Annotated in this window: 22 protein-coding genes, 1 tRNA gene and 1 other RNA gene; 13 read left to right on the plus strand and 11 right to left on the minus strand. The window is 58.5% G+C overall.

Annotated features, from left to right (window positions below; genetic code table 11):
* The first annotated feature begins 52 nt into the window (after positions 1-52).
* A complete protein-coding gene (locus tag JSO19_RS10745; RefSeq protein WP_270911658.1) occupies positions 53-1,504 on the plus strand; it encodes an NCS2 family permease in 1,452 nt (483 codons plus the stop codon).
* Between the two features lie 123 nt (positions 1,505-1,627).
* Here JSO19_RS10745 and JSO19_RS10750 read toward each other — a convergent pair whose 3' ends face one another.
* The 3 genes from JSO19_RS10750 to JSO19_RS10760 all read right to left on the minus strand — a co-directional run bounded on the left by JSO19_RS10750 (position 1,628) and on the right by JSO19_RS10760 (position 5,064).
* Positions 1,628-2,467, minus strand: a complete 840-nt coding sequence (locus tag JSO19_RS10750; protein WP_270911660.1) for an inositol monophosphatase family protein — start codon at positions 2,465-2,467, stop codon at positions 1,628-1,630.
* Between the two features lie 93 nt (positions 2,468-2,560).
* Entirely contained in the window at positions 2,561-3,760 is a 1,200-nt protein-coding gene (locus JSO19_RS10755; RefSeq protein WP_270911662.1) for a PucR family transcriptional regulator, read from the minus strand.
* 188 nt (positions 3,761-3,948) lie between these two features.
* On the minus strand, positions 3,949-5,064 hold the full coding sequence (locus JSO19_RS10760) for a DUF917 domain-containing protein (RefSeq protein ID WP_270911663.1): 1,116 nt from the start codon (positions 5,062-5,064) through the stop codon (positions 3,949-3,951).
* Between the two features lie 117 nt (positions 5,065-5,181).
* On the opposite strand from JSO19_RS10760, the gene JSO19_RS10765 reads away from it, so the two are divergent.
* From JSO19_RS10765 to rpsO, 5 genes are all read left to right on the plus strand, one after another.
* A complete protein-coding gene (locus JSO19_RS10765; RefSeq protein WP_270911665.1) occupies positions 5,182-6,489 on the plus strand; it encodes a purine-cytosine permease family protein in 1,308 nt (435 codons plus the stop codon).
* 6 nt (positions 6,490-6,495) lie between these two features.
* The gene (locus JSO19_RS10770; protein WP_270911667.1) at positions 6,496-8,037 is read left to right on the plus strand and encodes a hydantoinase/oxoprolinase family protein; all 1,542 of its coding nucleotides are present in this window, start codon (positions 6,496-6,498) and stop codon (positions 8,035-8,037) included.
* A 5-nt stretch (positions 8,038-8,042) separates the two neighbouring features.
* A complete protein-coding gene (locus tag JSO19_RS10775) occupies positions 8,043-9,155 on the plus strand; it encodes a DUF917 domain-containing protein (protein WP_270911668.1) in 1,113 nt (370 codons plus the stop codon).
* Complete coding sequence (locus JSO19_RS10780) at positions 9,155-10,321, plus strand: dipeptidase (RefSeq protein ID WP_270911670.1); 1,167 nt, start codon at positions 9,155-9,157, stop codon at positions 10,319-10,321. The genes JSO19_RS10775 and JSO19_RS10780 overlap by 1 nt, the downstream gene beginning before the upstream one ends.
* Positions 10,322-10,453: 132 nt before the next feature.
* Positions 10,454-10,723: a 30S ribosomal protein S15 gene (rpsO, locus tag JSO19_RS10785; RefSeq protein ID WP_270911671.1), complete on the plus strand. Its 270-nt coding sequence runs from the start codon at positions 10,454-10,456 to the stop codon at positions 10,721-10,723.
* A 1,532-nt stretch (positions 10,724-12,255) separates the two neighbouring features.
* On the opposite strand, the gene JSO19_RS10790 is transcribed toward rpsO, so the two are convergent.
* Both JSO19_RS10790 and JSO19_RS10795 read right to left on the minus strand, forming a co-directional pair.
* Entirely contained in the window at positions 12,256-13,650 is a 1,395-nt protein-coding gene (locus JSO19_RS10790) for an aspartate aminotransferase family protein (protein WP_270911672.1), read from the minus strand.
* 2 nt (positions 13,651-13,652) lie between these two features.
* Entirely contained in the window at positions 13,653-14,120 is a 468-nt protein-coding gene (locus JSO19_RS10795) for an Lrp/AsnC family transcriptional regulator (protein WP_217134352.1), read from the minus strand.
* 209 nt (positions 14,121-14,329) lie between these two features.
* Here JSO19_RS10795 and prfB point away from each other — a divergent pair, with 209 nt between their 5' ends.
* From prfB to ssrA, 5 genes are all read left to right on the plus strand, one after another.
* Positions 14,330-15,442 carry a peptide chain release factor 2 gene (prfB, locus tag JSO19_RS10800; RefSeq protein WP_217134361.1) on the plus strand — a complete coding sequence of 371 codons (1,113 nt, stop codon included), beginning with the start codon at positions 14,330-14,332 and terminating at the stop codon, positions 15,440-15,442.
* An 81-nt stretch (positions 15,443-15,523) separates the two neighbouring features.
* On the plus strand, positions 15,524-16,717 hold the full coding sequence (gene ftsE / locus JSO19_RS10805; RefSeq protein WP_270911676.1) for a cell division ATP-binding protein FtsE: 1,194 nt from the start codon (positions 15,524-15,526) through the stop codon (positions 16,715-16,717).
* Positions 16,714-17,628 carry a permease-like cell division protein FtsX gene (gene ftsX, locus JSO19_RS10810; RefSeq protein WP_217134364.1) on the plus strand — a complete coding sequence of 305 codons (915 nt, stop codon included), beginning with the start codon at positions 16,714-16,716 and terminating at the stop codon, positions 17,626-17,628. The genes ftsE and ftsX overlap by 4 nt, the downstream gene beginning before the upstream one ends.
* A 94-nt stretch (positions 17,629-17,722) precedes the next feature.
* Positions 17,723-18,199, plus strand: a complete 477-nt coding sequence (smpB, locus tag JSO19_RS10815; RefSeq protein ID WP_270911677.1) for an SsrA-binding protein SmpB — start codon at positions 17,723-17,725, stop codon at positions 18,197-18,199.
* Between the two features lie 102 nt (positions 18,200-18,301).
* Positions 18,302-18,672: a transfer-messenger RNA gene (gene ssrA / locus JSO19_RS10820) on the plus strand.
* Positions 18,673-18,681: 9 nt separating this feature from the next.
* Here the strand turns inward: ssrA and JSO19_RS10825 are convergent.
* Together JSO19_RS10825 and JSO19_RS10830 are read right to left on the minus strand one after the other, a co-directional pair.
* The gene (locus tag JSO19_RS10825) at positions 18,682-19,062 is read right to left on the minus strand and encodes a DUF3054 domain-containing protein (RefSeq protein WP_270911679.1); all 381 of its coding nucleotides are present in this window, start codon (positions 19,060-19,062) and stop codon (positions 18,682-18,684) included.
* Positions 19,059-19,871: an inositol monophosphatase family protein gene (locus JSO19_RS10830; protein ID WP_270911680.1), complete on the minus strand. Its 813-nt coding sequence runs from the start codon at positions 19,869-19,871 to the stop codon at positions 19,059-19,061. The genes JSO19_RS10825 and JSO19_RS10830 overlap by 4 nt, the downstream gene beginning before the upstream one ends.
* Before the next feature lie 96 nt (positions 19,872-19,967).
* On the opposite strand from JSO19_RS10830, the gene JSO19_RS10835 reads away from it, so the two are divergent.
* Positions 19,968-20,042, plus strand: a tRNA-Lys gene (locus tag JSO19_RS10835).
* A gap of 171 nt (positions 20,043-20,213) precedes the next feature.
* On the opposite strand, the gene JSO19_RS10840 is transcribed toward JSO19_RS10835, so the two are convergent.
* The 3 genes from JSO19_RS10840 to wecB form a co-directional block, all read right to left on the minus strand.
* Complete coding sequence (locus JSO19_RS10840; protein WP_270911681.1) at positions 20,214-20,369, minus strand: hypothetical protein; 156 nt, start codon at positions 20,367-20,369, stop codon at positions 20,214-20,216.
* 89 nt (positions 20,370-20,458) lie between these two features.
* A complete protein-coding gene (locus tag JSO19_RS10845; protein ID WP_270911682.1) occupies positions 20,459-21,826 on the minus strand; it encodes a glycosyltransferase family 2 protein in 1,368 nt (455 codons plus the stop codon).
* Positions 21,823-23,211: a non-hydrolyzing UDP-N-acetylglucosamine 2-epimerase gene (wecB, locus tag JSO19_RS10850; protein WP_270911683.1), complete on the minus strand. Its 1,389-nt coding sequence runs from the start codon at positions 23,209-23,211 to the stop codon at positions 21,823-21,825. Before wecB ends, JSO19_RS10845 begins: the two co-directional genes overlap by 4 nt.
* Before the next feature lie 465 nt (positions 23,212-23,676).
* On the opposite strand from wecB, the gene folE reads away from it, so the two are divergent.
* Positions 23,677-24,321 carry a GTP cyclohydrolase I gene (gene folE, locus JSO19_RS10855; RefSeq protein ID WP_270911685.1) on the plus strand — a complete coding sequence of 215 codons (645 nt, stop codon included), beginning with the start codon at positions 23,677-23,679 and terminating at the stop codon, positions 24,319-24,321.
* A gap of 36 nt (positions 24,322-24,357) precedes the next feature.
* Here the strand turns inward: folE and nhaA are convergent, their stop codons facing one another.
* Positions 24,358-25,608 carry a Na+/H+ antiporter NhaA gene (gene nhaA / locus JSO19_RS10860; RefSeq protein WP_270911687.1) on the minus strand — a complete coding sequence of 417 codons (1,251 nt, stop codon included), beginning with the start codon at positions 25,606-25,608 and terminating at the stop codon, positions 24,358-24,360.
* Between the last annotated feature and the right edge of the window lie 119 nt (positions 25,609-25,727).

The raw sequence follows: 25,727 nt of genomic DNA on the forward strand, positions 1-25,727 counted from the left end.
GTGATGTGGCGCAAAACCTTGCGCCCGGGCAGTATATGCGAGAGGGACGAGCGTGACGCAGCCAAACGTTGCAACACCAGACAGTAATACCCCTGGGGGGCTTAAGGGTCGAATCGACCGGTATTTTGAAATTTCTGCACGCGGATCAAGCTTCGGCTCTGAGGTTCGCGGCGGCCTTGTCACCTTCGTGACCATGGCCTACATCGTTGTCCTGAACCCGATTATTCTCTCGGGCAAGCCTGACGTGGCTGGTAACGAACTTGCCTTTGATCAGGTTGGCGCGGTCACCGCTCTGACCGCTGGCGTTATGACCATTCTCTTCGGCGTTGTCAGCCGCCTGCCCTTCGGCTTTGCCGCGGGTCTCGGCATCAACGCCTTCCTCGCATTCTCGGTCGTGGGGCAGGTGACCTGGCCTGAGGCCATGGCCATCGTCATGATCAACGGTGCGCTTATTGTGCTGCTCGCCGTCACTGGCCTTCGTCGCATGATCTTTAACGCGGTGCCCGTCGAGCTGAAACTCGCGATCACCGTTGGTATCGGCCTCTTCATCGCCTTCATCGGCTTCGTGAACTCGGGCTTTGTCACCTCAACCACCCAGAACTCGCCTCCCGTCGGGCTCGGCATCGGTGGTTCGGTCGCGACCATTCCGACCCTGCTCTTCGTCATTACGCTGCTCATTACGGGCGTGCTCGTTGCACGCAAGGTCAAGGGCGGCCTGCTCATCGGCCTGCTCACCGGAACCGTGCTCGCCGTGATCGTCGAGGCCATCTGGCACCTCGGCTCGGCACAGGAGAACCCCGGCGGCTGGGGGCTCACGATTCCTTCGCTCTCAGGATCACCGTTCAGTGTTCCTGACCTGAGCCTCATCGGCGCCGTCAGCTTTGACTTCGGCAAGGTTGGGGTGATCACGGTCATCATGCTCGTCTTCACCCTGCTCTTCACGAACTTCTTCGACGCCATGGGCACCTTCACAGGCCTCTCACGCGAGGCTGGTCTCGCCGATGAAAAGGGCAACTTCCCGCGCCTCAAGTCGGCCCTCGTGGTCGAGGGTGTTGGCGCTGTGGCCGGTGGTTTCACCTCGTCGTCGTCAAACACGGTCTTCGTTGAATCGGGCGCAGGTATCGGCGAGGGTGCACGCACCGGCTTCGCCAACATCATCACGGGCCTCATGTTCATCGCCGCGATGTTCCTGACCCCGCTCACCGGCATCGTTCCCACCGAGGTCGCGGCCGCGGCGCTCGTGATCGTTGGTGCGCTCATGATGGCACAGATCAAGCACATCGACTTCAGTGACTTTGCCGTGCTCCTGCCGGTCTTCCTCACGATTACCGTCATGCCGATGACGTACTCGATCGCCAACGGCATCGGTGCGGGCTTCGTCTCGTGGGTCTTCGTGCAGGTGCTCGCGGGCAAGGCCAAGAAGGTTCACTGGCTGCTGTGGATCGTCGCGCTCGGCTTCGTCGTCTTCTTTGCGCGCGGCCCAATCGAGTCGCTGCTGAGCTAACGAGAGGAATACCCGATATGGCGAGGGGCCGCGGTCGAAAGATCGCGGCCCCTCTGCTGTATGTGGCAGCGCGGTTTGCTGCCCGGCGTTCGTGAGCGGGGGAGGGCTTGGCCCGATCCGCCGCTAGAGCTGGGTTGGCACGTGGCCCGCGAGCTTGCCCTGCAGGCGCTCGACAGTTTCGGGCGCGCCCGCGATGAAGAGCGTCGTGCCCGCTGGAGTCTGAGGGGTGATGCCGCGGGTGAGGGCGCCGGCCTCGGTTGCGACGAGGGCTGCAGCGGCCCAGTCCCAAGGCTGAATACCGATCTCGTAGTAGCCGTCGAGGCTGCCCTTTGCGACGAGGCACAGGTCGTAGGCGGCGCTGCCGATGCGGCGAATGTCGCGCACGTGGGCGATGAGGGCGCTGAGCGCCGCGGCCTGCATCGTGCGCCGCTCAGACGTGTAGCCAAAGCCGGTCGCGATGAGCGAGGCCGCGAGCGTCTCGGGCTTCGAAACACCGATCGCCTGGCCGTTGAGCGTTGCCCCACCGCCCTCGCTCGCACGAAACATCTCGCCCGTCGTCGGGTTAAACACCACGGCAGCGACAGCCCGACGGCCGTCTTCATAGGCGTACTCGTCTGCAACCGTTGCCGCGATGCTCACGCAAAAGGCCCCGATCCCGTACAAATAATTGACTGTGCCGTCGATCGGGTCGATCACCCAGGTGATGCCGGTCGTCGACTCGTGCGCGTGACCCTCTTCGGCAAACACCCCGTCGTTTGGCCGTTCACGGCGGATCGCGTCGACGATCATCTGCTCGGCTAAGCGATCGGCCTCGGTCACGATATCGACGTTAGAGCTCTTCGTGTCGGCCACGCCCACCCCCTCAGCTTTGAGTCGCATGATCTCGGCGGCGGCTTCGCGTGCCGCGGCCTCGGCGATGACGGTGAGGGAAGTGAGGAGCGCGGGTGAGGGATCAAGGGTCATGTCATCAAGCCTACGCCGTCTGCCTAGCGAACAACTGGAGTGGCGAAAGCGATGAGCGGCTGGGCTGATGTGCCTTTACTGCGGTTGCTCAGCCTACTGATTCGGGTCGAAACTGAGCCCGAGAATAGCGCAACGCAGCATCATCTTGTCGGTGCGTTTTTCGAGCGAGACCGAGAGCGCTCGTTCAATGGATTGAATGCGTTGCATGACCGTGTTTCGATGGATATGCAGAATGCGTGCGCTTGCTGCGACATTTGACTCGTTATCGAGAAGCACTGAGAGCGTCCGTAACAGCTCCTCTTTTCCCTCGCTGAGAAGCGGAGCGAGCCTTCGTTTGCAGAGCTCATACGTTTCTGGGTGGTCGAATAGTCGCGAGAGTAAAGGATCAGAGATGCTGTGTTGCTGCACCGAGACGGCGAGCCCAGCCTCGCGGGCAAAGAGCGCGTGGCGCTGGGCGGCATCGGCAGCGGCCCCAAGGCCCTGCGGGCCATACATTGGTTGGGAAACTCCGAGCTCGCCACGGACCACGGTGCTGAGATCGAGCTGCGGTTTTATGGTGGATGGATAGGTGAGAATAATGAGAAAGCTGTCACCGTGAGTGACAAGATCTGATGCGATGACCTCTAGACTTCGGAGCGTCGCGAAGAGCTTTCGCGTTCGTTCGAGCGAATTCAGTTGGCCAGCCACGACGATGTGCCACCCTGAAACTTTCCACCCTAGTTCACTCGCTTGAAGCGATAGGAGTTCGAGCGCAGCAGACGAATCGGTTCGTGCAAATGCTTCGAGCAATTCGTACTTGTGTCGCTGGCTCTCGAGAGACTCAAATGATCTTTGTTGCCCGAGAGGAATAGCAGCGAGTACTGCCACAGCGAACACCGCTTCGCAACGGGCTTGGAGCTCACGGCTTAGGTCGTGTTCGAACGTTGCGGTGAGTACAAAACCTTCATCGGTGAACGAGGTGTGAGCTATCGGTTGCTCAACTCGAGTCGCGGTATAGAAAGAGCCATCAGGAAACGTCATTTCGAGATTTGCATGCAAAATATCGGCTGCGCTGTCAACCAGGCGTTGTGGTTCGGCCCTGTCTTCTGCGCTGGGCCAACCGTCAAGCAACGTAGCCTCTATCAGGCTGAGGTACCGCACCGATTGTTCGATGATTTCTGCGAACGAGCCGTCGCTGATGAGGCCAATCGACATTCGGTTCGTGGCGGCAAGGGCAAGCGTAGAACTGGGGACTTCGGCGGTACCTACGATGAGGATTGCGTTTGCCTGGAGCCTGAGGAGCTTTGGAATCATGAACTCAAGCACTCTCGCGTGCTCGGCCGGTAAAATCGCGAGACTTTCCTCAGCCGATGAAGGCGCTGAGACTGTTGGCTCACCGCTGGACGAAAAGCCGCCATGCAGAATTGTGCTGAAAGGCCGCCCGCCGGTTGTCAGTATTCGGTGCCGATCTGCAAACTGTTGGTTGCACAGCTCTTCGAGTGTTATGCCCACAACGAAACCCTTTCGTGGTCATCAGGAAGGCGAAGGCCATGGTAAGCAGGGCCAGACAGAGTAAGCCCTGCATTGCTTTTCCACTTTTCTGGAGCCTCAACTGCGATAACGTCGACCCGCATACCAGGCCTGACCTCGGTCGTTTGGAGCGGTAAACCGGTCCTTGAGTGCAAGACCGAGATGGAGTCTGGAGATTGCGCGAGCACCGTTCCATCGGCGCTGCAGAGGAGAAACTCATGCCTGGCGTCAATGCGCAGACGTTCGGCGCGAGGTGCGAATGTCGAGTTTTCTTGGATTGCTATGGCGATACGCCCCTCGGGAGCGAACGTCGTACGGAGGGGAGTAACTGACCAATCGCACTCGGTGACGTAGCCGCCCCCGAGGTACCTGAGCCCGTGTGACGGGGCGAGTGAGGTAAGCGCGGTTGACAGTCGTGCGAAGGAACGACGGGCAGAGAGGTAGGCAGAACCGAGGCGCTCGAGGCGCGTGTACGCACCGGTGAGGGCTGAATCACGGTACACCCATGCTGGGTGCTGGTAGCCCGCAAAGGCTCCCCAACCTCCGAACTGTTGCAGGATAGGACGTATCGTCGCTTCAAAGTCGGCGTTATCGAGGCCGTCAAAGAGGGTGACCATGCCAGTGCTTCCAACCACAACCGCGGGTAAGCAGTCACGGTCGTGCGCCGTGAAGCTTGTCTGGGCCATCGAATGGAAAGCTCGTCCCATGAGATCTGCATCGAGGAGGGGTAAACCGGTCGAGGTTGCGCACGCAATGCCAAGCATTGCGTTTGCCCCTGCGGCCTCGTAGGTCGCGACTGCTTCGGTTGTTTTACGCGTGTATCGGTCGAGAGCCTCAACGGCTTTACGTAGCAGCCACCCGCCTGAAGGCTTTTCTTGAAACGCCTCTACCGAACCGATGAGCCCCACAGCAGTGCAAGTAGCCTCGGCTGCGAGATCATCTGGCGAGATCGGTTTGAGTGTAGAAGACGGATCAAGGAGTTGTTCGGCAAGCAGACGGCTTGCCCACGTTTGACCACCGCCACCTGAAGCGACAAGCTGCGCGCCTGCCTCCCACGCAGCGACGATGCTGGGTGTTTCAGAAATCATGTGCACTATTCCTTATCTGTGTGCACATTGTACATTGTTTGCGTTTTCGCGTCTGATTACTCTTCTGAGAAGAGGCCACAATGATGTGACCCTGACTGGTGATCAAGGGAGACACAGATGTCAGAACAAAAAACCGTTGGTGCGGATGATTTCGCACTTGAACGGGTTCCTATCGCAAAACGACAACACTGGGTCAAAGTGGCGGTGCAGCGCTTCGGGCAGCTCTCGGCGCTCTCGCAGTTCCTTCTCGGGGCAGCACTTGGCTTTGGCATGACATTCGGCGACGCGATGCTTGCCATTCTTTTCGGCACGATCATACTTGAAGTCGTCGCAGTAATGACCGGCATCCTCGGGCAGCGTGAAGGGCTTTCGACATCAGTCCTTGCTCGCTGGACCGGGTTTGGTAAGTATGGTTCTGCGCTCATTTCGCTTGTGATCTCACTCAGCCTCATTGGATGGTTTGGTATTCAGAGCGGTGTAGCTGCAGACGGGCTTGCCTCATTCGTTCCAGGAGTTCCGCCTTGGGTCTGGGCCATGGTGATTGGCCTCGGGGTGACCGTCATTGTGATCTACGGGTTCGAATCGATGGCATGGACGGCGTACATCACGATTCCAGCGTTTCTTGGTCTTGCGGGGTGGTCAGTCTGGGTTGAACTCCAAAAACATAAGTTTGGAGACCTGATCACCCAGCCAGCTCCGGGGCCTGAGCTGACCATTGCTGCGGGAGCGACGCTTGTTGCCGGTGGATTCATCGTTGGCATGGTGATCACCCCAGATATGACTCGCTTCAACCGCAGTGCCGGTGACGTCGTTAAACAGACCGTTGTCAGCGTTACCGTTGGCGAAATTGGTGTTGCACTCGTCGGTGTCTTGCTTGCGCATGCGCTCAAAACAAACGATATTATCTCGATCGTCACCTCCACGAGCGGCTTCATCGGGAGCATCATTATTGTTGCGGGCACGATAAAGATGAACGACTGGAACCTCTACGGAGCCTCGCTAGGGGTCGTCAATTTCGTCGATTGTGTGTTCGGGAAGAGCCTGAACCGAGGAAAAGCGACACTGCTCATTGGGCTTGCCGGCTCATTACTCGCCGCAGCAGGAATTCTCGGTTACTTCACTTCGTTCCTTGTCATTCTCGGGGTCGCGTTTCCGCCTATCGCAGGAATTATGGTCGCTGAGTATTACATCGTGAAGACATGGCGAAAGCAACTGAGTGAGTCCGCGCCAAACCTGCCAGAAACTCAGCCTGGTTGGGTTCCAGCAACACTTATTGTTTGGGTTGCCTCTGCGGTACTCGGCGCGATTATTCCCTTTGGGATCGCCTCGTTGAACTCACTCATGCTCTCGATTCTGCTTTACGTGATCGCAGGAAAACTTGGACTCGTTCGCGGCACTCGCGAACTCGCTACACAGGAGGTTTAACACCATATGAGAATTGGAATCGATGTTGGCAGCACAAATACTGATGCCGTGCTGCTTGACGGCACCACCATTTTGGCTGGAATCAAAAGCCCAACCCTCACTGACGTGAACCAAGGGATTATCCAGGCAGTAGAAGCCTTGCACAAAGCATCGCCTTTTGAAGCCGCCGATATCCAAGCGGTCATGATCGGTACAACCCATTTTATTAACGCGCTCATTGAGGCGGATAGGCTTGCTCCGACCGCAGCAATTCGACTCGGTTATCCAGCCACGACTGGACTCCCGCCGTTTGTCGGCTGGCCTGAACGCATTAAACAGGCTGTCCATGGGCAAGGCTTTATCATTCGAGGCGGGCATGAATTTGATGGCAGACCTATCTCGAAGTTCGACCCATCTGAACTTCGCGATGCTGTTGCCCAAGCCCTTGACGCGGGAGCGACCTCGCTCGCACTCGTTTCGGTTTCATCGCCCATGGCGCCAGAGCTTGAGCTCGAAGCGCAGGAGATTATCACTGCTGAGCATCCAGATATCGCTGTGAGCCTGTCGCATGAGATCGGACGAGTTGGCCTGCTTGAGCGTGAGAATGCGACCATCATTAACGCTGCCCTTCGTGAACTCTCAGACCACATCTGCGGCTCGTTAACAACGGCGCTGTTAGGGCTCGGTATCGAGGCTCCTCTCTACCTCAGTCAGAATGACGGAACATTGATGGACGTTGAGCAAGCTCGCCGCTATCCCGTCGCAACCTTCTCGTCGGGCCCAACGAATTCGATGCGTGGGGCAGCGTACCTCTCAGGAATTAAAGACTGCCTTATCGTCGATGTTGGGGGCACAACCTCAGACATCGGCGTGCTGTCGAATGGTTTCCCGCGACAAGCGACTGCTGAAGTGGATGTTGCCGGCATCCGTACCAACTTTCGGATGCCAGATGTGTACTCGATCGGGATTGGCGGGGGCAGTATCGTCAAACCGAACGGAACAGTTGGGCCAGAGAGCGTTGGGTATCGGCTGCCACAGAAAGCTCAAATTTTTGGCGGTGATACCCTCACAGTCTCAGACATCATGGTGGCACTTGGTCGTGCCTCTTTTGGAACGGCAGAAGTGAATGTCGACCCTCACCTTCTCGAGAATGCCGATCGCTACATCAAACACCATCTTGAAGAGGCTGTCGATCGGATGCGAACAAGCGCCGATACGGTCCCTGTCATCGCGGTTGGCGGAGGCGGTTTTCTCGTGCCAAATACACTTCCTGGTGCTAGCGAAGTCATTCACCCTGAACATGCGGGCGTTGCAAATGCAATCGGAGCCGCAATCTCGCAGGTTGGCGGTGAGATTGACCGTATCGTTCCTATCCCTGCGGGCCAACGTGACACCATCATGCAGCGTGCGAGGGAAGAAGCGATCGATAAAGCGATCGCTTCAGGCGCCGACCCATCATCGATCAGCATCGTCGATGTTGATGAACTACCCCTCGCATATCTCCCCGGCAACGCTTCGCGTATTCGCGTGAAAGCGGTCGGTGACCTCCCACTCGGAAAGAAGGCATAAGGACCATGGGCTTTTACCTCGATATTGACCAGCTTCGGGACCTCGCGAGAGGCGCTTCTGTATTGGGAACGGGAGGTGGCGGCGATCCGCTCATCGGGCGTTTACTCGTTGAAGAACAGCTCAAGGACGGGAAAAAGATTGAAATACTCGATCCTGATGAGTTGGGAACTGACGATTTTGTGGTCTCAACAGCGATGATGGGCGCCCCCACCGTTGTGGTTGAGAAAATCCCCACGGGCGATGAGGCAGTGCATTCTCTTCGTGCGCTTGAGCGGCACTTGGGACGAACTGCAGATGCGACGATTCCAATGGAGTGTGGCGGCCTAAACTCCATGATTCCGCTATTGGTGGGTGCGACCGCGAATCTACCGGTCATCGACGGTGATGGCATGGGACGGGCTTTCCCTGACCTCGATATGGAGACGTTCGGCGTCTACGGAGTGAACGGTTCCCCTCTCGCGGTCTCAGACGAACACGGGTACTCCTGCATCGTTGACACGGGTAGCGATAACAAGCGAATGGAGCATTTCGCAAGGGCCGTAACGATTCAGATGGGTGGGTGTGCGTATATCGCTGAATACCCGATGTCGGGTGCTGACGTGAAACGTACTGCGGTCTATAACACGCTGACACTCGGCATGAACATCGGCAAGGTTCTTCGGGAAGCGAACGAAAAGCATCTCAACCCTTTTATTGAGCTGCAGGCCTTTCTCAAAGACACTATTTATGGTCACGGGGTAGTGCTTTTTACCGGAAAAATCATCGATGTTGAGAGGCGCTTTGAGCGCGGGTTTTCTATGGGAACCGCGCGGCTGCAAAGTTTTGATGAGCGTGAAGAGTTCACGATCCACTTCAAAAACGAGAACTCGATTGCCTATCGAAACGGCGAGGCTGTTGCTATCGTGCCTGATCTCATCACCGTCATGGATCAAGAAAGTGCCGCCGCGATTAATACCGAGGCCTTGCGATATGGACAACGAGTCACTGTATTCGGGATTTCGACCCCTGAGATTATGCGTTCAGAAGCGGCTCTGAACACCTTTGGCCCCCAAGCTTTCGGTATCGACCAGCCGTGGCAACCTCTTGAAGTTCTGAGCCCAAGCGATTGGAGCAAGTAATGAATGTGACGAAACCCGCCGGTGTCGCATCACCTCCTTCCGCTCCGTTCATCGTTGACGGGCACAACGATTTGGCTTGGCAGCTGCGCGTTCGTGAACGGTACAGCAACCTCAATATTGCTTCACCGCGTCCTGAGTTGCACACCGATCTTGTTCGTCTTCAACAGGGCAACGTTGGGCTGCAGTTTTGGTCGGCCTTTGTTCCCTCGCACCTCAGCGGACGTAAAGCCGCTGTAGCAACACTTCAGCAAATTGATGCGATTCATACGCTAATAGAAACCCATGAAGAACTGGTGCTTGTTGACGATGCTGAGGCGGTTCGCCAAGCGGTGGGTCAGGGGCGAATTGCTGGAATGATCGGTGTCGAAGGAGGTCATTGCATTGACTCGGACCTCGCGCTCTTGAGAATCTTTCGCAAGCTTGGCGTTCGGTATATGACGCTCACCCATAACGATGATTGCGGTTGGGCAGAGTCAGCTACAGGCGCTGCTGAAGTGGCCGGTGTGAGCGCATACGGGGAGATCGTGATTCGTGAGATGAATCGTATTGGTGTGCTTGTGGATCTCTCTCATGTTTCAGACAGGAGCGCGGAGCGTGCACTCAAGATGACACAGACTCCAGCGATATTTTCCCATTCGAATTGTCAGTCGCTCGTAAAACATCCGCGCAACGTCTCCGATCAGCGACTGCTGCAACTTCGTGAGAACGGGGGAGTGCTGATGCTCTCGTTTGTGCCTGCGTTTGTGAATCAAGCGGTCGCTGACTACGAACGGGCCTACGCAGAGTTCTCTGAATCGATCAGCGTGACCGAAGAATATGCGGACTATGCGCCTAGGCTTGATCAGTGGAAGCATGAGGCACTCGAGCGGTGGCGAGCTACGCACCCGAAACCAGTTGCGACGATCGATGACGTGGTTGATCATATCTGTCACGCCCGCGATGTACTTGGCATCGAGCATGTGGGGTTGGGAAGCGATTTCGATGGCGTTGATTCAATGCCTCGTGGTCTTGAAGACGTCTCTTGTTATCCCGAACTTCTGGACAAATTGCAGCGGCGCGGATGGTCAAGCAACGACTTGAGCCAGTTGGCCCACGAAAACGTGCTGCGTGTACTTGATGAAAATGATGAGTTTGTGCGGGACTCAGCAGCGCGTGAAAGAGCCTGAAGAGGTATTTGGGCTTCGCAGTGAGGGAATGCTAAGATAGCAAGGTTGTTTGCCGTATCAATCGGCCGCGGATCGAGAGAGCTCATGCCACCCTGGCATCGGCGCCGCGCAACGAGAGAAAGGATCACCCGCATGTCACTCGCACCTGACGTGAAGAAGGCCATCATCGAAGAGTACGCAACGAAGCCGGGTGATACCGGTTCGCCTGAGGTGCAGATTGCGATCATGTCGCAGCGCATCAAGGATCTCACCGAGCACCTCAAGACCCACAAGCACGATCACCACTCGCGCCGCGGTCTGCTGCTCATCGTTGGTCAGCGCCGCCGCATGCTCGCGTACCTGCACGATGTCGACATCGCGCGCTACCGTGCACTGATCGAGCGCCTCGGCCTGCGCCGCTAAGGCTTTCGCCTCACGTTTTTCGAACGCCCCTGCCGCTGATGCGGTGGGGGCGTTCGCTGTTATTACTGTTGCGCCCGCACTCTTGCTTCGCCGAGGGGGCACCGGCTCATCGAAAGTGCACGAAAATCGCGTTGAACCCATGCGCTCTCGACGAACCGGTGCTCTCTCGGTGGCAGAACTATCGGGCAACGCTCACCGAGCAGTGACTGAACAGCCGGAAAGGTCGATCACTTGATTACCCGATCGCCGCAAATCGTCGTTCACATCACCAAATCGACTTTCCCAAAGCCAATACCTGTAGAGAAACGAACCAGCCAGCCGAAAAGCTGAAACGCTCGTTATATGCCTAGTAGAAAGCGCCTCCAACGAGTACGAGAAGCTGTGAGGTCTTCGCGTGCTTTGCTTGCTCAGGGCCTTTCAGCACGTGAGTTACGTGCATCGCTGCGCGACGGGCGCCGAGTCGGGCTGGGAGAGGGCTTTTCGGTGAGTGGGCAAATATGGCGTGATTGGTATTCCGAAGAGCGGCATTTGGCGAGGGCCCTTGCAATTTCATTTCGGAGCGGTGGTAACCGAGCGATTTTTTCTCATCACACGGCCGCTCTCATACATGGACTGCTGGGTTTTGACCTCAACGATGAGCCTGTACACCTGGTTCAACTGACCGATGCTACGCCTGGTCGTAGACCGGGCGTAGCAAGGCATCGCAACGTAATCGACCCAGCTGATGTGACACTGGTCGAAGGCCTGCGCTGCACGGGGCTCGTGCGTACGCTGCATGACATGGCGAGATTCGCGACACCGGAGCAAGCGATTGTCGCCCTTGACGCAGGCCTCGCTGTCTTGAGCCGAGCGGGCGTGAATGGTCAAGCAAGTGAGCGCGAGCTGTATGAGCGTATCCAGGGGGATGGGAGAAGAGGTTTAAGCGGAACACGCCAGGCTAGACTCTTGCACGCCCTAGCCGACTGTCGGGCCGACTCGCCAGTTGAGAGTCTCAGTCGCCTACAGCTTACGAGACTTGGCTTTGAAGTAGCGTCGCAGGTTGAAGTTAGTGGGCCTCGCCAGACATACTACGTTGACTTTGAATTCTTGGGGTTGAACGTATTTGGTGAGGTAGATGGTGCAGTGAAGTATCGGAAGCAAGAGATGCTCCGTGGGCGAACAAGCTGGGAAGTGCTTCGCGATGAGAAAGACCGAGAAGACTGGATTCGTGGCGTGACCGGTAAACGTCTGGTGCGTTGGGGGTTTCGCGAAGCAGTGAGCCTCAGCACGATGCGAGTTCGCTTACAAGCCTTCGGAGTGGCCCCTGCCGATGGATGGTGAGATGCTCGAAAGGGGCTCCCGTTTGATCAAGAAAAGGGCCAGGAGCGGCAGCTGGTTAGAGAGTACCGCCTGCCTGTAAGCGAAGCTCAACGATACGCCAGCACGATTCTCACCCGCGTTGTTCAACCAGATGCTCAAACGCAAACTGCCCGCCCCACACGAAGCGGGACGGGCAGTTCGAGGCGAGCAGTGCGCGCCTTGGGTTGATCAGATTAGATCTTCGACGAAGCGTCCTTCAGAACGCTGCGCAGGATGCCACCGATCTCGGCGAACTCTGCTGGGCCAATGGTCAGCGGAGGTGCGAGCTGGATGACTGGGTCTCCACGGTCGTCGGCGCGGCAGTAGAGGCCTGCATCCCAGAGAGCGGGCGAGAGGTAGTCGCGCAGGAGGCGATCTGATTCCTCTTCGTTGAAGGTCTCCTTGGTCGTCTTATCCTTGACAAGCTCGATACCGAAGAAGTAGCCCTCACCGCGCACGTCACCGACGATGTCGATGTCGAGCAGCTTCTCAAGCTCGGCACGGAACAGCGGGCTGTTCTCGCGCACGCGGCCGTTGAGGTCCTCTTCCTCGAAGATGTCGAGGTTTGCGAGAGCCGCAGCAGCTGCCGCGGGGTGACCCGCGAAGGTGAAGCCGTGGTAGAAGGTGTTCTCAACCGAGTTGAACGGCTCTGAAACCTTGTCAGAGACGATCATGGCACCGAGGGGAACGTAGCCCGAGGTGATGCCCTTAGCCGAGGTGATGATGTCAGGCTCGTAGCCGAGTGCCTTCGAAGCGAAGAAGTCGCCGACACGACCGTACGCACAGATGACCTCATCTGAGACGAGGAGCACGTCGTACTTGTCGCAGATCTCGCGAACGCGCTTGAAGTACCCGGGAGGTGGCGGGAAGCAGCCGCCCGAGTTCTGTACTGGCTCGAGGAATACGGCGGCGACGGTGTCTTCGCCCTCGAAGAGGATAGCCTCTTCAATGCGGTTCGCTGCCCACTGGCCGAACTCTTCGATGTTCTCTGAAGGAGCACCCATTTCGTCGGCACGGTAGAAGTTCGTGTTTGGCACGCGGTGGCCGCCCGGGGTAATGGGCTCGTAGAACTTCTTCATGTCGGGAATACCGGTGATCGCAAGGGCGCCCTGCGGGGTGCCGTGGTAGGCGACCGAACGCGAGATGACCTTGTGCTTCATGGGCTTGCCCTGGATCTTCCAGTAGTGCTTCGCAAGCTTGAACGCCGACTCGACTGCTTCGCCACCACCGGTGGTGAAGAAGACCTTGTTCATCTGGCCGGGAGCGTAGCTCGAGAGGCGCTCTGAGAGCTCAACCGCTGCGGGGTGAGCGTACGACCAGATCGGCATGAAGTCGAGCTGCTTCATCTGCTTAGCAGCAGCCTCGACGATGCGATCGCGGCCGTGGCCAGCGTTAACAACGAACAGGCCAGCGAGGCCGTCGATGTACTGCTTGCCTGCAGCGTCGTAGATGTGGTGGCCTTCTGCGCGCGTGATGACGGGGATGCCGTCATCGAGCACCTTCTGGCTCGTAAAGTGCGGCCACATGTGCCGCTTGGCTTTGGCTTGGAGCGCAGGAACGTCCTGCGGCCCCGTGGGATCAAATGCCATGGTTATCTGGTACCCCAATCGTACTTTTGTTTGGTCAGTTCGAGATATACGAACATTTCGGTAGAGACGACCTCTTCGATTGACCTGATCTTGTCGTTCAGGGTCTCGATGAGGCCCGCATCGTCTTCGCTCACGATTTCAGCCATGATGTCGAACGATCCGGCGCTCAGAAACAGGTATGCAACCTCAGGGAGTTCTGAGAGCTTGGCGGCGACCACCCTGGTATCGCCGGTCACACGCATGCCGATCATTGCGGTGCGGCCGAAGCCGAGTCGCATAGGGTCGGTGACTGCAACGATCTGCATCACGCCGGCATCGGTGAGCTTCTGCACGCGTTGCCGCACAGCGGCTTCGCTGAGACCCACGGATTTCCCAATCTCGGCGTAAGAGCGCCGGCCATCGACCTGAAGGTGCTCGATGATGGCCTTTGACTTTTCGTCGAGGGGTGGAATGGGTTTTGCGTTTCTCACAGTTCTGATTCTGACACTTTCAAACCGAAAATGCAAAGGATTCCGTAGTTACGCGGGTTCGATAGTGACGAAATCAGTAGTTCTGTCATTTTTTGCGGTTGAAGAGGGCAGACTCGAAAGCGGCGGATCGAAGTCGTCTTTCCATACTCCTGCCGCTTCTCCTGCAAATCGTGGGGCACGAGCTGGCGACCCGGTAGGCTAAGAACATCATGATTGACCACGAACTATCGGCCCGCATCGCAGATGTGCGCAGCACCTACCGAGACATCGAGAGCGTGCTTGACCTGGAAGCCATCGACCGCGAGATTGCTGAACTGGAGCAGAAAGCGGCGGCGCCCAACCTCTGGGACGATCCAGAGGCGGCACAGGCAGTCACGAGCCAGCTGAGCCACAAGCAGGCGCAGGTGAAGAAGGTGCGTGCCGCCGGCGCACGCATTGATGACGTTGAGGTGCTGATCGAGCTCGCAGAAGAAGCCGATGACGAGGGCACCGCGCAGGAAGCGAAAGACGAGCTCGCCCAGATTGAGCAGGCGGTACAGCAGCTTGAGGTGCAAACGATGCTCTCGGGCGAGTACGACGAGTACGCCGCCGTTATGACGATTCGCGCGGGTGCAGGTGGCGTCGACGCTGCCGACTTCGCCGAGATGCTGCAGCGCATGTATTTGCGTTATGGCGAGCACAACGACTACCGCACGACAGTCATGGAGACGAGCTACGCCGAAGAGGCGGGCATTAAGTCGACGACGATTGAGTTCGATGCCCCTTTCGCGTTCGGAAGCCTTTCGGTCGAAGCGGGAACGCACCGGCTTGTGCGCATGAGTCCTTTTAACTCTGCGGGGAAGCGCCAGACGAGCTTTGCAGCCGTCGAGGTGATTCCACTCTTGCCCGAGGCAGAAGAGGTCGATATTCCTGAGTCTGACATTCGTGTCGACGTCTACCGCTCCTCAGGGCCCGGTGGGCAGTCGGTCAACACGACCGACTCGGCTGTGCGCATTACTCACATTCCCACCGGCATTGTCGTCTCAATGCAAAACGAGAAGAGCCAGATTCAAAACCGTGCCGCAGCGATGCGCGTGCTGCAGTCGAGGCTGCTCATCGTGCAACGCGAAGAAGAGGCCGCGAAGAAGAAAGAGCTTGCGGGAAACATTACGGCGAGCTGGGGCGACCAGATGCGTTCGTACGTGCTCGCGCCGTATCAGATGGTGAAAGACCTGCGTACCGAGCACGAGGTGAACAACCCGCAGGCCGTTTTTGACGGCGATCTTGAGGGCTTCATTTCGGCGGGAATTCGTTGGCGTTCGATGCAGCAACGTCACGGCTAACCCGAGACAAACCTGAGCGTTGTCCCGAGGTGGCGCGCCGCCCACAACTTTTAAGGGGCACAAGCGTACTATCGAAGCGTCATGATTCTGTTTGAGAACGTCGTTAAAAAGTACAAGGGTGCGAAAAAGCCTGCGCTCGATGGCATTAACCTCGATATTAACCGCGGCGAGTTCGTGTTTATCGTGGGTGCTTCGGGCTCGGGTAAGTCGAGCTGCTTGCGCATGATGTTGCGTGAAGAGAAAGCCTCGAACGGCACGGTTCACGTGCTCGGCCAGAACCTGAATAAGATTTCGTCTCGAAAGGTTCCCTACTTTAGGCGCAACCTCGGCGTTGTCTTTCAGGACTTTCGTCTGCTCACCAATAAGAATGTCTTCGACAACGTCGCCTTCTCGTTGCAGGTCATCGGCAAGTCACGTGGCTTCATCCAGGAAGCAGTGCCCGATGTGCTCGAGATGGTCGGGCTGTCACACAAGGCAAAGAGTTTCCCCCATGAGTTGTCGGGTGGCGAGCAGCAGCGCGTTGCTATTGCGCGAGCGATTGTCAACAAACCCGCAATCCTGCTCGCTGACGAGCCCACGGGTAACCTCGACCCCGCAACGAGCCTCGGCATCATGCAGTTGCTGCGCGCGATTAACGCAGCAGGCACGACGGTCGTGATGGCGACTCACGAGGCAGTCTTTGTTGACATCATGCAGCAGCGCGTGATTGAGCTTTCCCAGGGTGTTGTCGTGCGCGACGAGATTTCAGGCGGGTACGGCACAACGGCCGCGATCCCCCTCAAAGATGCTCTTGACGGCAGGCAGCAGGTGCTGCGCGCGAGTGAAGAAGCGGTTCGTGCCGCGCTCTCGCCGCAGGCTCCCGTGGTCCCTGCCGAGGCAGCGGCGCCCGAGGGTGATGCCCTCGATGAGCTCGCCGAATCGAACGACCTTCTTGGTGCTGTGGCATGGCCTGAGACCGACGGTGAGCCGCAGGGCGGTCGCGAGTACCCGGGCTTCACCGAAGCGACCGGAACACCGGGGCTCGCTCCAGAGGCCGAGGCTTTGCCGTACGAGCTCCCTGACGAAGCCACGAAGATTGCGACTCCCGACCCCGCACCCCCCGCAGACGTGGCGGGGCAACCGGAACAACAGGAGCAGCCCGAGATCCCTGCTTTCTTGCAGCCCTCTGACCCTGCCTTCGATCCGGCGGCACTCGCTGAGGCCGGCGGCTTCGCGAAGCAGCTGGGCATTGAAGACGAGAACGACGATGAGACGAATGTGGGGCCCGTACGATGAGACTTGGACTCGTAATGAGCGAGGTCTTTCAGGGCCTTCGCCGCAACTTCTCGGTCGTAGTTTCAGTGATTCTGGTGACCTTCGTTTCGCTGACCTTCGTGGGTGCGGCGATCATCATGCAGTTGCAGGTACAAGAGATGAAGTCGTTCTGGTACGACCGTGCGCAGGTCGCCGTGTATCTCTGCACCGACTTCGATGAGAGCCAAACCTGTGGCGGTACGGCAACCGACGACGAGCAGAAGCAAGCGATTGAAGACGCGCTCGACTCTGAAGCTCTCGCGCCGTACGTCGAAGAGTTCTTCTTCGTTGACAAAGATCAGGCCTACGACGAGTTCACGAAGCAGTTCGACGGGAACCCGATCGCTGAGATCACGACGCCAGAGCAACTCAACGAGACCTACTGGGTGAAGTTGAAAGACCACTCTGACTCGAACGTGATTATTGAGACTTTCTCTGGGGTTCCAGGCGTACAGAGCGTCTCCGATCAGCGCAGTCTGCTCGATCAAATCTTCACGGTTCTCGCCATTGCGAGTTACACCGCAATCGGTATCGCCGGGCTCATGCTCGTGGCGGCGATGCTCCTCATCTCGACCACGATTCGGCTCTCGGCCTTTTCGCGACGTCGAGAGATCGGCATCATGCGCCTCGTCGGTGCTTCGAACCGCTTCATCGAGACACCGTTTGTGCTCGAGGGCATCATCTCGGCGCTCATTGGCGCGTTGCTTGCCGGCGGTGCCTCGGTGGCGCTCGTGAAGTTCTTCGTGCAAGATTATCTCGCTGTGACCGCGCAGTTCACGTCGTACATCACGGTTTCTGATGTGCTTATCGTGCCGCCCATTCTTGTGGGCGTTGGCGTGATTCTCTCGGCAATCGCGGCGAAGATCGCGATCACGAGATACCTGAAGGTGTAACGCTTCGCGCGTGAGCGCGCTATGCTGATGTGTTGTGCCTCGCGTATGCGGGGCACCCAAGAGACGTACCGTAACGCCAGAGAAAGGGGTGACCATGCCCAAAGAGAGCGGAACGCAGCTGATTGCTTCGAATAAGAAGGCTCGGCATGATTATCACATTCTCGACACGTTCGAGGCGGGGCTTGTGCTCACCGGCAGCGAGGTGAAGTCGCTTCGCATGGGGCGGGCATCACTCGTTGACGGGTTTATCTTCATCGAGAACGGTGAAGCCTGGATGGAGTCGGCCTACATTCCCGAGTACTTGAACGGCTCGTGGACCAATCACCGGCCTCGTCGCAAGCGTAAGCTGCTCTTGCACCGTCAAGAGATCGACAAGCTCTGGGGCAAAACCCGAGAGGGCGGCATGACCATCGTGCCGCTGAAACTGTATTTCGTTGACGGTCGCGCAAAGGTCGAGATCGCCCTTGCAAAAGGTAAGCGTGAGTACGACAAGCGGCAAACACTGCGTGAACAGCAAGACAAGCGTGAGGCTGAGCGCGCAATGCGCACCAAAAACCGCATGGGCGAGTAAAACTCTGCTACCATGATGTGCCCAGGCTGATGCTTGGTTATCTTGAAAACTCCATAGCGCTGATGAATATCACCCGCAGGTTGCCTTCACGGCACTACGCCAGGGGCCGATCGGTTTCGACACGTCGTGTGAGACCGTGGGAAGCGGGTCGAGGAGGCGAAGTTATCTCGTAAACGCTCTTCGCAATCACTAGGTGCAAACGCTAAGCGCACCGACTTCGCTCTCGCTGCCTAAGCGCGAGACCCAAGTCCGTCAGGCCGGGTTTGCCTTCGCCCCGGATCCTGGCGTCATTAAGAGGGCTTGCTCACGTGCTGAGTCTCAGGGCACGTGGGGACTTTTTCTGAGGCTGGGCCTGTCATCCTAGGTGTTCGTTACAAAGGATGGGGCCGAGTAGAACGCTTCAACGAACTACACTCGTAGAAGACACGGAATTTCCGAAGTGGACCCGGGTTCAATTCCCGGCGGCTCCACTGGGTGATACATCAGCGCTGTGGGGTTTTCGTCTTACCCTGTCGAATCATGGCCGAGAGTGCACGCCAACCGACGAGCATGACGCCGAGCGTTCCCGTTGCGACGAGAACGAAGGCGAACGCCGTACCGGCTCCTGTGAGGGTCCGCAGTAGCATGCCGATAACAACGGTCCCGATCCACAACGGCAGCCCGGTGCGGATCGGCGCGAGCGGAGCCCTCCACGCGAGACTCGCGGCCCAGCTCACCGCGAGGCCGGCGAGAAACGGCCATGCGGTCGTGAGTACGCCGCCAATGCTTATGCCCATGGTGTGGGAGTTGCGGCCGAGCGCAGCGAAAATGCATACGAGCACGGCGTCGAGCACGAAGGCAGGAATGAATGAGCGGGCGTTCATCGGTGCGACTCCTTGGCGTGGGCAATGAACGAAACGGTTGCGTCGTGCAGGTGGCCGTTCGTGGCGAGCGAGCTCAGGTTCCACGCTGAGGTGGCGCCTTCGATGTCAGTAAAAGTACCGCCAGCCTCGGTCACGATGGGAATGAGCGCCGCGAGATCGTACGGTTTCACGTCAAACTCGCCCACAATGTCGAGAACGCCCTCTGCGAGCAGCATGTATGACCACATGTCTCCGTATGCCCGATCGCGCCATACGGCCCGTGTGAGGTCGAGCAAGGGGCTGAGGTGGCCCGCCTGCTCCCACTGCTCAATGCTTTGGAAGCTGAGTGAGGCTTCATCGAGTGATGAGACCTGTGAGACCCCGAGCTGTGTGGGTGCTGCGCCGCGCACAGACTTCCATGCACCGTCGCCCAAGGCTGCAAACCAGCGCTGTCCAAACGCGGGCGCCGAGACGACGCCAACGACGGGCTTGCCGTCGACCGCGAGCGCGATCAGCGTGGCCCAGTTGGGTACGCCGCGCAAGAAGTTCGAGGTGCCGTCGATCGGATCGATGATCCACTGTCGGGAACCCTGGTCGACCTGTCCGGACTCCTCGCCGAGAAAGCCGTCGTCTGGGCGGTGCTGCTCGATGTGCGCACGCAGGGCGGCCTCAACGGCGGTGTCGGCATCGGTCACGAATGAACGGTCTGCTTTTGTTGCGACGGTGAAGTCGGCTGCTTCGAACCGGGGCAGCGAAATGCTGTCGGCAAGGTCGGCGAGTTGCTTGGCAAACTCGAGATCTGCGGCGTATTGAGTATGGTTTTCGGTCACATCGTAAGCCTATCGAGAACACGCCGAAGGGGTGAATTTGCACTCTGAAAAATAACCGTGATAGAGTTTCATCTTGTTCAAGAGAGAACAAAACATGCGCCTCTAGCTCAATGGTAGAGCAACAGACTCTTAATCTGTGGGTTCCGGGTTCGAGCCCCGGGGGGCGCACCAACTAGCCGCAAGATCACACCGATCTTGCGGCTTTTTTGTTTCCCAAGAATCACTCAAATCACTATTAACTCACTACTTTCTGACGTCAGGCTAGTCTTTCTTGCTTGAAACAGGCTTCGAATGACCATGCCAATGAGATCATGGGCAGAAGCAGCGACATGAGTGCCCCGCCTAACGCCTCAGCCGGTGACGTTCTTCTTCTGAGTGCTTACGGAGTGCAGAGAGCACAGCGCCACGCACAATGGCCCACAGAATGATCGCACTGATGATAAAGCCCAAGAGCCACATCGTGATCGAAAAAATCAGCATCAACGTTGCATCGTCCATATGACTAATCTAGTGTCTCGTTCGTGCCGGGGCGATGGTGGCGCTTGGCGGGGCAGAGCAGAGGTCTCGTGCAGAGCCGAAGGTCGCACTTAAACAGCAGTAGGTGGCTCGAGCGCCTCACGCTTCGTCTTCGTCCATGAGGTCCTGCCGCACAGTTGGCGCCAGAGCGCACGGTAGACAACGGGAAAAATAAGCCAGCTGTAGAGCACATAGCCGTGCGCAGCGACAATGTGGGCAATGATGCGCAGCGGGTTGGCGGAGCGCCTCGCGAACACAGCACCAACGACGCCAGGAACCACCGAGAAGCCGTACACGAGCAAGAAGATGGGCAGGCTCCACACAACACTCACGATGCCCGATGCGAGCAGTATCACCGTGATGAGTACGGTCGCGCCCATGAACGCTTGCAGGAGGGGTGTCATGAGGTACCAGAACTGGTCCCACCTGCCGATAAAGCTCACACTGGGGTTGCGTACGAGGCGCCCAGCGAGGTCAAGCATTTGCCAGCTTCCCTGAGCCCAGCGGGTGCGCTGCCGGTAGAGCGCACCGAGCGAGTTGAGCCCCTGCTGCTCGATCGTGACGAGGGTTGATTGGCGGCCACGCCACCCAGCCTCGATGATGCGCAGACCAATATCTTGATCCTCGGTGAGGCGGCCCTCTCGCCAAGGGCCGGCGAGGCCTGTGCTCCCTTGAACAGCGACCTCGTTGAGCGCCTGTAAGCGGTTAAACTGCCCGTTTCCGCCCATATTGGCAGTGCCCCAAGACATGCGTCCCATTTGATAGACGAACCCAAAGACCGCAAACTCGAGGTTTTGCGCCCAGGTGAGGGGCGAGCGGCGATTGTAGATGCGAACGAGCGACTGCACGCCTCCGACGAGACGGTTTTCGAAGTGGCCTGCGACGCGTCCAGCCCGCGGATCAATGCGCCCGTCAGCGTCAACGATTGTTACGATGACGCGGCGAGCGTCCCAGCCCCGCAAGTCTTCACGCATGAGCGTTTCACTCCTGAGGTGGCGCCACGCGGCGTTGAGTGCCTCAGACTTTCCTTGCCTGGCCTGTGGGGTGACCCTCGTGAGAACCGTGAGGTCTGAGCCCGAGAGCCCCTTAAGAATCTCGCCCGTTCGGTCGTCTGACCCATCGTTGACCACGATGATGTGCCGGTGATCAACCTGTACCTCTCGAAGCCGCTCGACAGCGTCGGCGATCGTGATTTCTTCGTTGAGCGCAGGAACCACGAACACCCAGAGATAGTTGCTTTGAAAACGGTCGCCGGTTCCGTGCTCGGGCCTCCGTTCGATGTGGCGGATCGTGCGCTGGGCCTGCACGATGAGAATCGCGAGCGAGAGCGTTGAACTCAGCACCACGACCGCTGCCGTCCAAAAGAGGGGAACCGCCCAAGGGGGCATCCCGAGGTAGAAGCTGGCGATGTAGGCCCAGGCGTCATCGAGCGTGTTCACTGGATGACCCCTGCGGTGTCATCTTCGCCTGTTCGGAGCGGCTTCCTTTGAGGCACGTCGGCTCGGCCGATGTGCCGAAAGACGGCCTGTCGCAGCGTTTCGCCCTCGAAGAGATCAGGCATGGGGCCACCCCAGCGAATCTGCGTGAGGGCCGTCACGATGCGCTCTGCTGCGTGACCATCGCCGTATGGGTTTTGTGGGGCGGAAGCGCGTCTCACGGCGAGCTGTTCGTCGCTGCAACCGAGCACGCGCTCTGCAGTGGTAACGATCGTGTCATGATCGGTTCCCACGAGCGTCAGCGTCCCTGCCTTTACCCCCTCGCTTCTTTCGGTGACGCTGCGGGTCACGAGCACGGGAATGCCGAGCGCCGGGGCCTCTTCTTGAACCCCGCCAGAGTCGGTAATGATGAGCGTGCTGCGTGACACCAGTCGCATGAAGTCGAAGTATTCACGCGGCTCGACGAGGTACGCATTTTCGCGATCGTGAAGAGCTGAATTCAACGCTTCACGCGCGGTGGGGTTCGGGTGCATTGGCACGACGAAGTCTGCTTCTGGGTGACGATCAGCGAGAGTTTGCACCGCGGCAGCGATGCGTTCAAGCCCTTCACCCCAGTTTTCACGCCTGTGTGCTGTGACGAGCACGAGGCGCCGAGTTGAGTCAGCCTCGAGAGGCTCAAGCCCGGGCCCGAATCCGCCCTCGTGCTCAGCAGCATGCCGCAGCATGTCGATGGAGGTGTTGCCCGTGACAACAATGCGGTCGAAGTCAACGCCCTCGCGAATGAGGTTGGCTTTGTTCGCCGAGGTCGGAGCGAAGTGTACGGCTGCGAGCCGAGAGATAATTTGCCGATTACCCTCTTCGGGAAACGGTTCCATGAGGTTCGAAGTACGGAGCCCCGCCTCGACGTGAACCACGGGGAGTTGCAGGTTGAATGCTGCGAGGGCAGCTGCTGCCGCTGAACTGGTGTCGCCGTGCACGAGGCAAGCGATTGCCCCGCGAGGGTCACGATGGCCGTTGGCAGCGAGGTCGCTCGGTAGCGCCTGCTCGTTCCAGAGTCGATCGATGCCGAGAATGATTCGTGCGACCATCTGATTGAGCGTCGGGGCAATACCGTATTCCTTGCGCCCGGCGTGGAGATTCGCGTCGATGCGGAGCCCCGCCTGCCCAAAGAGCTGATCGACGAGTTGGGCGTGCTGACCGGTGCTGACGACCACGGGGCAAAAGTCGTTCGACTCCTGTAACGCGCGAACCACAGGAATCATTTTGATGGCTTCTGGGCGGGTCCCAACGGCGACGAGAATCGACATGCGTCCTCCCTGCGAACGTGCCTGCATTTCGGCCTCGGTAACGAGTTTGTCGGTTACGGTGGCGTATGTGTGCTGCGCCATAAGTCGGTGCTCTTTCCATCGGGTGAGGTCTGCTGAAGCGGCAGAGCCATAAAGATCATAGGGGTGGGTGCTGCACGCACAAAGCATGAGTGTTGTCACGGTGTGAGCGGGCTGTGTGAAAGCCCTGAACGAACCGTGACTTGACTGGGTGATGCAGGCCTACGAGCGTGCTGACGCCCGACCCTGAGAGTGCCGACGCTTGCCTGAGTTTCTTCGTCGGCTACGAAGGGGGAGGCGGCTGAGCATAGCTGGTGTATCGCCCGGTATGTGTCGAGACGATAACGGCTGGCAATGAACATCTTGACATTGAGCGCATGTATGTGGGGCAGAGCGCTCCTGGCGCTCTTGCGACAAGGGAATAACAGCGGTACGGTTCAAACGCTCAGGGAACTTGGCAAGAACAGCGAATCGTGCGTTCCACGAGCTTGTATCCTGGTGTGAACCACCCGAGAGGAACGATGCCCTGTGACCCACTCACGGCCCGCCCCGTCGCACCTGCGAGCAGTGCCTGAATCGGTGACGCCCGAGCGAAAGGTCGACCTTCAGCGTGCCGAGCATGCCGTGGGCGAGTTACTTGAAGCACTCGGCTACGACTCGGGGTCAGAAGCATTTGCGGCAACCCCGGGACGGGTAGCTTTGTCGCTCGCTGAGCTGACAGGAGGGCGCCCAGAACCGATGAGCGTGTTCGTGAACGATGACCACATGCAGGGTCCCGTGAGTGTGCGCGATATCGCCTTTGTCTCGCTCTGCGAGCATCATCTGCTTCCGTTCCAGGGTAGTGTGCACATCAGTTATATACCGGGTGAACGCATCGGGGGGTTTTCGGCCTTCGCGCAGGTGGTTGAAAGCTTTGCCCATAATCTTGGCCTGCAAGAGACGCTGACGGTCCGGGTTGCCGATTACCTCATGCAGCAGTTGGAGCCACAAGCACTCTCAGTCACGATTGAAGCTCAACACATGTGCATGGCTGCACGTGGTGTGAGGGCACGAGAAGCTCGTATTGTGACTCGTGAGCTGAGAGGCGAAGCGGCTCAAGACCCGGCTTTTCTTTCATTCTGCGCAACAACGGGCATGCTCGGGGCAGCCGACGGCGGTTCGTCACGGGGGTAACTGCCCGCCGTCGGGCCTGAACGCATAGCGCAGTGACTAGTCGGTGCCCTTGACCGTCGCGAGTACACGGGTCGCGCCACGTGGCCTGTTTCGAGCGAGCATGATCGTCGCGACGACGATTGCGAGCAGCGAGGCAACAATGACCGAGAGGCGAGCGGTATTCGTATCGATCGGATCAGTGAAGCTGAGCTCGGTGATGAGCAGTGAAACCGTGAACCCGACCCCGGCGAGGCAACCGATACCGATGAGGTCACGCATGTTCACCTCTCCCGCGAGGCGCGCTGGGGTGAGCTTCGTCAGCAACACTGTTGTGAGCACGATGCCGAGTGGCTTCCCGATGACGAGGCCGGCGATGATGCCGTAGACGACGGGGCTCGCGGGGAAGTGGTGGTCGCCCATAACCGAGACACCAGCAGCGAAGAACGCGAACACGGGAACCGCAACACCTACCGAGAGGGGCGTGAAGCGGTGCACGAACGTCTCTGAAACTTCGATGTCTCGCTTGGTCGAGACGGGCACGGTGAAAGCGAGCACGACGCCAGCGACCGTTGCGTGAATGCCCGAGGCGTGGAACAAAGCCCAGACGACGATTCCGATGGGCAGGAGGATGATCCACGGAGAAATTTTGGACTTCACAAAGAAACCACCGAACATCTGCACGAGAATCGCAAAGAGTGCGATGGGGATGAGCGAGAGGAGCAGTGCGCCCCAGTTGAGACCATCGGTGTAGGCGACGGCGATGATCCCGATCGCGATGAGGTCATCGACCACCGCGAGGGTCAGCAGGAAGATCCGCAGTGTTGTCGGGATGCGCGGAGCAATGAGACCCAGCACAGCCACGGCGAACGCAATGTCGGTTGCGGTGGGAACGGCCCACCCATGCAGGGTAGAGGTGCCCCAGTTGAACGCGACGTAAATGAGCGCTGGAACGGCAACGCCTCCGAACGCTGCGGCGACGGGCACGAGCGCGGTGCGAGGGTTACGCAGGTCACCCGAGACAAACTCGCGCTTCAGCTCGAGGCCCACGATGAAGAAGAAGATGGCGAGGAGGCCGTCAGAAGCCCACTGGCCGACGGTGAGGTTGAGCCCGAGCGTTTCGGGGCCGAAGCGGAAGTCGCGGAGCCCCTCATAGAAGCCTGAGAGTGGGGTGTTCGCAAGAATGAAACCGAGCAGGGCTGCGCTCACGAGCATGACACCGGCGGTGACGTCACCGCGCATTCGTTCGGTCATGCGGGCAATGAAGCCGGGTGAAAAGTGCTCGCCAGAGTTGGTGGTTTCGGTTGGCAAGGGAAGACTCCTTCGTCAATACATCAGGGTTTACAAAATAGATGTCGACCAGACTTCCCGACTCACCTAAGTGTCTACTCTAACGCACAGTTCGCGTGGTTTTGGGTGCGTTGAGCGAA

This window comes from Leucobacter sp. UCMA 4100 (assembly GCF_027853335.1).
Classification (GTDB): Bacteria; Actinomycetota; Actinomycetes; order Actinomycetales; family Microbacteriaceae; genus Leucobacter_A.

What these genes read in the sequence shown, in the direction of transcription:
- JSO19_RS10760 (WP_270911663.1), bottom strand. Translation starts at nt 5,064, where the DNA reads ATGATTTCTGAAACACCCAGCATCGTCGCTGCGTGGGAGGCAGGCGCG.
- JSO19_RS10780 (WP_270911670.1), top strand. Translation starts at nt 9,155, where the DNA reads ATGAATGTGACGAAACCCGCCGGTGTCGCATCACCTCCTTCCGCTCCG.
- prfB (WP_217134361.1), top strand. Translation starts at nt 14,330, where the DNA reads ATGATTGACCACGAACTATCGGCCCGCATCGCAGATGTGCGCAGCACC.
- smpB (WP_270911677.1), top strand. Translation starts at nt 17,723, where the DNA reads ATGCCCAAAGAGAGCGGAACGCAGCTGATTGCTTCGAATAAGAAGGCT.
- rpsO (WP_270911671.1), top strand. Translation starts at nt 10,454, where the DNA reads ATGTCACTCGCACCTGACGTGAAGAAGGCCATCATCGAAGAGTACGCA.
- JSO19_RS10825 (WP_270911679.1), bottom strand. Translation starts at nt 19,062, where the DNA reads ATGAACGCCCGCTCATTCATTCCTGCCTTCGTGCTCGACGCCGTGCTC.
- JSO19_RS10765 (WP_270911665.1), top strand. Translation starts at nt 5,182, where the DNA reads ATGTCAGAACAAAAAACCGTTGGTGCGGATGATTTCGCACTTGAACGG.
- JSO19_RS10790 (WP_270911672.1), bottom strand. Translation starts at nt 13,650, where the DNA reads ATGGCATTTGATCCCACGGGGCCGCAGGACGTTCCTGCGCTCCAAGCC.
- JSO19_RS10755 (WP_270911662.1), bottom strand. Translation starts at nt 3,760, where the DNA reads ATGATTCCAAAGCTCCTCAGGCTCCAGGCAAACGCAATCCTCATCGTA.
- ftsE (WP_270911676.1), top strand. Translation starts at nt 15,524, where the DNA reads ATGATTCTGTTTGAGAACGTCGTTAAAAAGTACAAGGGTGCGAAAAAG.
- ftsX (WP_217134364.1), top strand. Translation starts at nt 16,714, where the DNA reads ATGAGACTTGGACTCGTAATGAGCGAGGTCTTTCAGGGCCTTCGCCGC.
- JSO19_RS10840 (WP_270911681.1), bottom strand. Translation starts at nt 20,369, where the DNA reads ATGGACGATGCAACGTTGATGCTGATTTTTTCGATCACGATGTGGCTC.
- wecB (WP_270911683.1), bottom strand. Translation starts at nt 23,211, where the DNA reads ATGGCGCAGCACACATACGCCACCGTAACCGACAAACTCGTTACCGAG.
- JSO19_RS10750 (WP_270911660.1), bottom strand. Translation starts at nt 2,467, where the DNA reads ATGACCCTTGATCCCTCACCCGCGCTCCTCACTTCCCTCACCGTCATC.
- JSO19_RS10770 (WP_270911667.1), top strand. Translation starts at nt 6,496, where the DNA reads ATGAGAATTGGAATCGATGTTGGCAGCACAAATACTGATGCCGTGCTG.
- JSO19_RS10775 (WP_270911668.1), top strand. Translation starts at nt 8,043, where the DNA reads ATGGGCTTTTACCTCGATATTGACCAGCTTCGGGACCTCGCGAGAGGC.